This window comes from Trueperaceae bacterium (genome assembly GCA_019454765.1).
GTDB lineage: Bacteria > Deinococcota > Deinococci > Deinococcales > Trueperaceae > JAAYYF01.
On the sequence record JACFNR010000022.1, the window covers coordinates 34,641 to 41,733 of the forward strand.

Consider the following 7,093-nt stretch of genomic DNA (forward strand, 5'->3'; position numbering starts at 1 on the left):
CCCGGACCTCGTTCGGCGTTGTACCGGTCATCCTGTCTCCTTCCGGCGCGTCCGCTTCGTTGGCGGCGCGGGTCAGCTCGGTGGCGGCGCACCCGTCCGCTCGCTCAGGTACGCGAGAAGTCGCGCGAGGCTGCGGAAGTACCTACACTCGTCCGCGCCTCCCTCGTTGACCCGCCAGCGCCACTCGGGGCGGGTCGGATCCTCGGTGGGCTCCAGCCACAGCGTCATGACGAACGACCGTCCGGCAGGCGCGCGCTGAGCGTGCGCGTCACTAGCGGGCCGGGTTCGCGGCGTCATGCGGGCAGTATCTGGTGGGGCGCTTCCAACGCGCTTTCAAACGCGTCGGCAGTTCGTTCGGGGAGGGGCGCCGGTCAGCCGCGCGCGGAGAACGCCTGCCAGCCGCCCGCCAGGTTCGCCACGTCGGTGAACCCGGATCCGGCGAGGAGCTCGGCGGCCCGGAGGCTCCGGCCGCCCCACTGGCAGTAGCAGACGACGAGCGTCTCGCGCCAGCCCGCCAGCTCGTTCAGGCGGCCACGGAGCCCGGCCAGCGGCACGTTCACGCTTCCGCCGATGCTCCCCGTGGCGAGCTCCCACTCGTCGCGCACGTCCAGCAGCAGGTGCGCCTCGCCGGCCTCGCTGAGACGGGCGTACTGCGCGGCGGTGAGGGTCTTCACCCGGCCCAACGAGGGGGTTGGGGCGCCCGAGTCCGGGGCGCCCGGGTCTGGCGCGCCCGCGGCGTGTTCCTCGCCGCAGACGGGGCAGGCGGGGTCCCGCCCGTAGCGGAACTCGCCGAACTCGAGGCGCAGCCCGTCGAAGGTGACGAGCCTGCCCACTGCGGGCACGCCGACGCCCGCCAGCAGCTTGATCGCCTCGGTGGCCTGCAGCACGCCTATCACGCCCGGCAGGGCGCCGAGCACGCCGGCCTCGGAGCAACTGGGCATGGTCCCCGCGGCCGGCGGGCTCGGGTACAGGCACCGGTAGCACGGGCCGCCGGGCCGGAACACGGTGAGCTGGCCCTCGAAGCCGAGGACCGAGCCGTGGACGAGCGGCTTGCCGGCAAGGTAGGCGGCGTCGTTGAGGAGGTAGCGCGTGGCGAAGTTGTCGGAACCGTCGAGAATCACGTCGTAGTCGGCCATCAGCGCATGGGCGTTGGCCTCCGTCAGCCGCTCCGCGTGGGCCTCGAACAGGGTCGTCGGGTTGGCCTCGGCCACGGCGCGCGCGGCGGAGGCCACCTTGGCTGCGCCGACGTCGGCCTGGCGGTGGATCACCTGCCGGTGGAGGTTGCTCAGTTCCACGACGTCGTCGTCGATGACACCGATGCGGCCCACGCCCGCGGCCGCGAGGTAGAGGATGGCGGGCGACCCGAGCCCGCCCGCGCCGATCACGAGCACGGACCCGCGGGCCAGGCGCTCCTGCGCCTCCGGACCGAACCCCGCCAAGCGCAACTGGCGGTCGTAGCGTGTGATCTCGGCCTGCGTCAGCATCGGTCCCGCGCCCCGCCGCGCGCCGGCCGTGACCGGCTCCCCGCGGCCCTTTCGTGGCCAGGATAGTAGCACCGCCACGCCGGCGTCGGGCGCAAGGACCGCGCCGAGGCGGGGCTGGACAACCGGGAGGCCTGTGCTATCCTTCCGCCACGATCCAGGTCTTCGGCACCCAGCAAGCCCGTTACGCCTCCTCGACGTAGGACCAGCCCGTGGACGAACCGATGCTCACGCACGTGGACGACACGAACCAGCCGCGCATGGTGGACGTCGGAGCCAAGCCCCCGACGCGGCGCACGGCTCATGCCCGGGCCATCGTGCGGCTGCCGGCCGAGGTGAGGGCCGCCATCAACGGGAACGACATCGCGGGGCCCAAGGGCCCCGTCTTCGTCACTGCCAGCCTCGCGGGCGTCATGGCGGCGAAGCGCACGAGCGAGCTCATCCCCCTCTGCCACCCGCTGGCCACGGAAGAGTGTCGGGTGGACCTGACCCTCACCGACGACGGCGACGTGAGGATCGACTGTCGGGTCGGCCTGCACGGCAAGACCGGCGTGGAGATGGAAGCGCTCACGGGCGCGTCCGTGGCGGCGCTGACCGTGTACGACATGTGCAAGGCGCTCTCCCAAGACATGACGATCGAGGGGATCCACCTCGTCAGCAAGCGCGGAGGGAAGAGCGATGTCGGCTAGCACGAACTCGACTAGAACGACCTCGAGAAGTGCTGCGTCAGCACGTGACGTGGGGGTCGTGCACCCGTTCCTCGTCGACGTCGACTGCGCCGGCAATCCGGAGCCCACCGCCCACCTGCGCGCCGTCGCCCGGGCGTTGGAGCCGGACCTTCTCGTAGGGTGGGTGGACGATTCGGCGGCCGCCGGTGCGCCCGATCTCTTCGCCGCCCACTACTCGCTACTCGATCAAGACGTGGTGCTGCGAGCGCGCGCACCAGACGAGCTGCCAGGCGCCCCGGGCGATGATCCGCCACCACGTATCCCACGCCCGCCCGAGCAGGTCGCGGCCGAGGTGCGCGCTCGGCTAGCCGAGCGCGCCGCGCGGGTACCGCTCCTCGGGCTCGTGTTGGCCGGCGGCCGGAGCGAGCGGATGGGCCGCCCCAAGTGGGCGATCGAGTACCACGGCGCCCCGCAGGTTCGCGTCCTTCACGAGCTGCTCTCGCGCTTCTGCGAAGGAACGTACGTGTCCATCAGGGAGGAGCAGCTCGCCGAGCCGGTGCTCGCCGGCCTGCCGCACGTCGTGGACGCCTTCCGCGGCTTCGGGCCGCTCGGCGGGATCCTCACCGCCATGAACGGCCGGCGTGACGCCGCCTGGCTGGTGCTCGCCTGCGACCTGCCCGGCGTGACCGCCGCGACCGTCGAGCGGTTGCTGGCAGCGCGGGCGCCGTTCAGGTTCGCGACCGCCTACCGCAGCTCGTCCGACGGACTGCCGGAGCCGCTCGTCGCGGTCTACGAGCCCAAGGCGCGGCTGCGGCTCTTCCAGACGGCCGGGATGGGTTACGACTGTCCCCGGAAGATGCTCATCAACTCGCGCTGCGAGGTCGTTGACGGGGCGGACGCGGTCGAACTGGCCAACGTCAACTCTCCCGACGACTACGCCCTCGCCGTCGCCCGCTTGAAGCCCGGAGGTGCCGCATGACCAGCGAGAAGACGGTGCGGGTCGCCTATTACGCCCTCCTCCGCGAGGCGCGCGGGGAGGCGAGCGAACGGGTGGTCACGGCCGCGCGCGACGCCGCCGGCCTGTACGAGGAGCTCCGCGCCCTCCATTCGCTGCCGCTGCCGCGCAGCGCGCTCCGCGTGGCGATCAACGACGAGTTCGCGGCCTGGGAGCGCGAACTGGCGGACGGCGACCAGGTCGCCTTCATCCCGCCCGTGGCCGGAGGCTGACGTGTTCGCCGTCCAGCAGGGGTCGATCGACGTGGCGAGCTGGGCGCAGCTCCTGGAGGACCACGGCGCGGGAGCGGTCGTGGTCTTCGAGGGTCGCGTCAGGAACCGCGCGGACGGGAGAGCCGTGGAGGGACTGACGTACGAGGCGCACGAGGTCCTCGCCGTGAAGGAGGGCGAGCGGATCTTGGCCGAGGCGCTGCAGCGCTTCGCCATCCAGCGGGCGGCGGCGGTCCACCGCGTCGGACCCCTCGCCATCGGCGAATGTGCCGTCTGGGTGGGGGTCGCCGCGGAGCACCGTTCCGCCGCCTTCTCGGCGTGCAGTTTCGTGATCGACGAGATCAAGGCGCGCGTGCCCATCTGGAAGCACGAGCGCTACGAGACGGGCGAGGCCGCCTGGGTGGAGGGCCAACGCCCGCGGCCCGAGGAGGTGTGAGCGTGACGACGTCACGCCAGACCACCGGTGAAGCCGTGGCCGCGCAGAGGCTGAGCGACAGCTTCGGGCGCGTCATCAAGGACCTGCGCATCAGCGTCACGCCGCGCTGCAACCTGCGCTGCGACTACTGCAACCCGCTGGGGAGCGAGCAGTGCGAACCGCCGGGCGGTCTGAGCGTGCGCGACGTGGCCAACCTGATTGACGCGGCCGTGAGCCTCGGCCTTGGCGCGGTGCGGTTCACGGGTGGCGAGCCGCTCCTCAGGCGCGACCTGCCAGACATGATCCGGCACGCCAAGCGGGTCGCCAAGGTGCCCGACGTCGCCATCACGACCAACGGCACCCTGCTCGCCCGGCGCCTGCCAGAGCTGATCGACGCCGGGCTCGACCGCGTGAACGTCTCCCTCGACGCCCTCGACCCCCAGGTGTTCCGCTCCGTGACGGGCGGCAGCATCGTGCCCGTCCTGGCCGGCATCGAGGCGGCGTTCGAGGCGGGGCTGACGCCCCTGAAGATCAACGCGGTCGTGATACGCGGCACGAACGAGGAGGAGGTCGTGGGCCTCGCGGGGCTCACGCGGGAGCGGCCGCTCGAGGTGCGGTTCATCGAGTACATGCACCTCAACAACGCCCCGGCCGGCGAGTACCACGATCAGTTCGTGGCCGGCGCCGAGACCCGCGCGCGGATCGAGCGGGCCCACGGCGCCCTCGCACCGGTGCCGACCGACCCGAGCGCGCCGGCCCGGCGGTTCCGCGTGCCGGGTTGGTCGGGGACCCTCGGGTTCATCAACGCCGTCTCGGAGCCGTTCTGCGAGGGCTGCAGCCGCATGCGGATGACGAGCGACGCGCGCCTGCGGCCGTGCCTCATGCACGACTGGGAGCTCGGCGCGAGGAGCGCCCTCGACGACGCGGAACCCGTCGAGGCTCTCAGGCGGGCGCTGCGGACGGCGGCGTGGAACAAGGTGTTCTCCGGCATGCGGGAGGGGACCCGCGACCGGACCATGGTGGCCATAGGAGGTTGAGGCGCTCAGACCATGCCCCGCCTGTTCATAGCCGTCCCGGTTGACGACAACGTGCGCGCCAACCTTGCGCGCGTGGGCACCGCCGCCGACGCTCGCGGCGTCAGCTGGGTGCGTCCCGATAACCTCCACGTCACCCTGGCGTTCCTCGGCGAGGTGGAGGAACGGCGCGTGCCCGACGTGGAGGACGCGGCCTTCGCCGCCACGGAGGGTTTCCCTGGACCGCTGCGGCTCGCCGCTCAGGGAATCGGCGCCTTCCCCAACGAGCGCAGGGCCAAGGTCCTGTGGGCGGGCCTCACGGGCGACGTCCCGGCCCTCATCGAGCTCCAGGCGGCGCTCGCCAAGGAGCTACGCGCGGCCGGGTTCGAGCTCGACGACAAGCGCTTCCACCCGCACATCACGCTCGCGCGCATGAGGGTGCCCCAGCCCGTGCCCGCCAGGCTGGCAAGGCTGCAGGAGTACGGCGAGTGGGCAGCGGACGAGTTGCAGCTTGTTGAGAGCCACCTGCACGCCTCGGGCGCGCGGTACGTGGTGCGGGCCGATGTTCCGTTGGAGGACGGTCGGTTCGCCAGCTAGAGCGGTGCTGCGGGGAGTCGCAGTTCGGGGAAGTCCTGGCTGTAGCGCCCCGCGTCGAGCGTGAGTAGCTGATCGGCCGCTAGGAGGGCGTGTGCACCGACCATGAAGTCGACCAGCAGCCGCTTCGGTTGGCCTCCCGAAGACCGCCTCCGCCTAGCCGCGTAGGCTGCGAACGCCCGCCCTGTCTCGTCCCACATGCGCTGGGAGAACTGCTGATCCACCTGGACGCCCGAATCATGCAAGAACCGCGTGACGAACTCCCCCGTGGCCCCCGGGTGCGCCAGAAGCTCGACCAACACCGGCGCGCAGATGACCAGGCCGCCGGCACGCCTCGCCTCGTCCAGCCATCCAGCCATGGCGCCGCCCAACGGCTCGGCCGACCAAAGGGCCGAGATCACGTTCGTGTCTACAGCGCTTCGCACCCTCAGTCGTCTTCCCTGAGGTCACGCAACCAAGTACCGATCTCGTCCCTGGTCTCGAACGCTGGCAGCGCCCCGGCGTAGGCGGCGAAAGGGTTGTCGCCGCTGCGCACGGGCTTCAGGTACGTGAGCCCTTCCAACGTCACGAACTCGACGACGTCGCCCTGTTCCAGACCGAGCCGGGCACGGACCGCCTTGGGGATGGTGACCTGCCCCTTGCTCGTGATGGTGGCCTTCGTGTTCACCTTACTTCGCCTCCAAGAAGTAAGGATACCTCGCGGCGGTGCCGAAGACAGGTCTTACCAAGGACGCACCCGCGCAACCACCGGCCTCGAGCTGCTCCGTCAGAACCTCTCCACCGCCAGCGCCCCCACGTCGAGGCTCGTCGGCTCGCCCGCCACCAGCTCCCCCACCAGCTTGCCCGTGACGGGCGCCAGGCTCAGCCCCATCATCCCGTGGCCGGAGGCCACGACCAGGTTGGGGTAGCGCCTGGCGAGGCCGAGGTACGGCAGGCCGTCCGGCGAGAGCGGCCGGAAGCCGTGCCAGCGCGGGGCCGCCTGGAACTCGCTCGCCGACAGCCCGGGGAAGTACCGGAGCGCCGCCTCCACGATCCCTTGCACCCGCAGCTCGTTGGCGCGCTCGTCGAAGCCGCTAAGCTCCATGGTGCCGCCCACCCGCAGCTTCTCGCCCATGCGGGTCACGGCCACGCGCGCCTCCGTGAGGATGGACGGCACTGCGAGACGCTGCGACGGCCGCTCGAGCGTGAGGCTGTAACCCTTGCCGGGCTGCATGGGCACGTGCATGTCGAGTAGGCGCGCCAGCCGGCCGGTCCACGCGCCGGCGGCGAGCACGAAGGCGTCGCCCCTCACGGGCTCGGGTTGGCGCGGCGCCGCCACGCTCACGGCGCGGATCGTCGCCCCGTCGCGCTCGAAGCCGATGGCGTGCGCGCCGAAGCGGAACTCGACCCCGTCCGCCACCAACCTCGCCTGTAGGGCCCGCATGAGCGCGCCCGGGTCGAGGTGGGCGTCGTCGGGGAAGCGCACGCCCCCCACCACGTTCAGCTCAATGTCGGGCTCGAGCGCCCTCACCCCGGCCGCGTTCAGGACCTCGGCGCGGCTGCCGAGCTCCTTCGCCATCTCGGCCACGCGCGCCTCCTCGTCGAGGCCCTCCTGCGTGGCGCACAGCATGGTGAGACCGCGCCGCTCGAGGCCGATGCCGCCGCCGAGCTCCTCGTCGAGCCGCACGTACTCGTCGCGGCTCGCGAGGTTGAGCGCCA

The 7,093-nt window shown here is 71.8% G+C and carries 10 protein-coding genes; 6 read left to right on the forward strand and 4 right to left on the reverse strand.

From position 1 onward, the window contains the following. Nucleotides 1–371: 371 nt before the first annotated feature. Nucleotides 372–1,484: a molybdopterin-synthase adenylyltransferase MoeB gene (gene moeB / locus H3C53_07845; protein ID MBW7916575.1), complete on the reverse strand. Its 1,113-nt coding sequence runs from the start codon at nt 1,482–1,484 to the stop codon at nt 372–374. Between the two features lie 221 nt (nt 1,485–1,705). On the opposite strand from moeB, the gene moaC reads away from it, so the two are divergent. The 6 genes from moaC to thpR are packed head-to-tail and all read left to right on the forward strand — an operon-like array spanning nt 1,706 to nt 5,398. Next, a complete protein-coding gene (gene moaC, locus H3C53_07850) occupies nt 1,706–2,170 on the forward strand; it encodes a cyclic pyranopterin monophosphate synthase MoaC (protein MBW7916576.1) in 465 nt (154 codons plus the stop codon). A gap of 58 nt (nt 2,171–2,228) precedes the next feature. Beyond that, complete coding sequence (locus H3C53_07855; protein ID MBW7916577.1) at nt 2,229–3,128, forward strand: NTP transferase domain-containing protein; 900 nt, start codon at nt 2,229–2,231, stop codon at nt 3,126–3,128. Then, nucleotides 3,125–3,376 carry a MoaD/ThiS family protein gene (locus tag H3C53_07860; protein ID MBW7916578.1) on the forward strand — a complete coding sequence of 84 codons (252 nt, stop codon included), beginning with the start codon at nt 3,125–3,127 and terminating at the stop codon, nt 3,374–3,376. Before H3C53_07855 ends, H3C53_07860 begins: the two co-directional genes overlap by 4 nt. 1 nt (nt 3,377) lies before the next feature. After that, on the forward strand, nt 3,378–3,809 hold the full coding sequence (locus H3C53_07865) for a molybdenum cofactor biosynthesis protein MoaE (GenBank protein ID MBW7916579.1): 432 nt from the start codon (nt 3,378–3,380) through the stop codon (nt 3,807–3,809). Nucleotides 3,810–3,844: 35 nt separating this feature from the next. Further along, a complete protein-coding gene (gene moaA, locus H3C53_07870; GenBank protein ID MBW7916580.1) occupies nt 3,845–4,825 on the forward strand; it encodes a GTP 3',8-cyclase MoaA in 981 nt (326 codons plus the stop codon). Between the two features lie 12 nt (nt 4,826–4,837). Continuing rightward, complete coding sequence (gene thpR / locus H3C53_07875) at nt 4,838–5,398, forward strand: RNA 2',3'-cyclic phosphodiesterase (GenBank protein MBW7916581.1); 561 nt, start codon at nt 4,838–4,840, stop codon at nt 5,396–5,398. Here the strand turns inward: thpR and H3C53_07880 are convergent. From H3C53_07880 to H3C53_07890, 3 genes are all read right to left on the reverse strand, one after another. Beyond that, the gene (locus H3C53_07880) at nt 5,395–5,796 is read right to left on the reverse strand and encodes a hypothetical protein (protein ID MBW7916582.1); all 402 of its coding nucleotides are present in this window, start codon (nt 5,794–5,796) and stop codon (nt 5,395–5,397) included. The genes thpR and H3C53_07880 overlap by 4 nt on opposite strands. Before the next feature lie 26 nt (nt 5,797–5,822). After that, the gene (locus tag H3C53_07885; protein MBW7916583.1) at nt 5,823–6,062 is read right to left on the reverse strand and encodes an AbrB/MazE/SpoVT family DNA-binding domain-containing protein; all 240 of its coding nucleotides are present in this window, start codon (nt 6,060–6,062) and stop codon (nt 5,823–5,825) included. 99 nt (nt 6,063–6,161) lie between these two features. Then, nucleotides 6,162–7,093 (reverse strand): FAD-binding oxidoreductase (locus H3C53_07890; GenBank protein MBW7916584.1); only part of this gene is annotated, 932 nt, incomplete at its 5' end.

Coding starts and splice junctions, on each gene's coding strand:
- moeB (MBW7916575.1), bottom strand. CDS start 1,484: ATGCTGACGCAGGCCGAGATCACACGCTACGACCGCCAGTTGCGCTTG.
- H3C53_07860 (MBW7916578.1), top strand. CDS start 3,125: ATGACCAGCGAGAAGACGGTGCGGGTCGCCTATTACGCCCTCCTCCGC.
- thpR (MBW7916581.1), top strand. CDS start 4,838: ATGCCCCGCCTGTTCATAGCCGTCCCGGTTGACGACAACGTGCGCGCC.
- moaC (MBW7916576.1), top strand. CDS start 1,706: ATGCTCACGCACGTGGACGACACGAACCAGCCGCGCATGGTGGACGTC.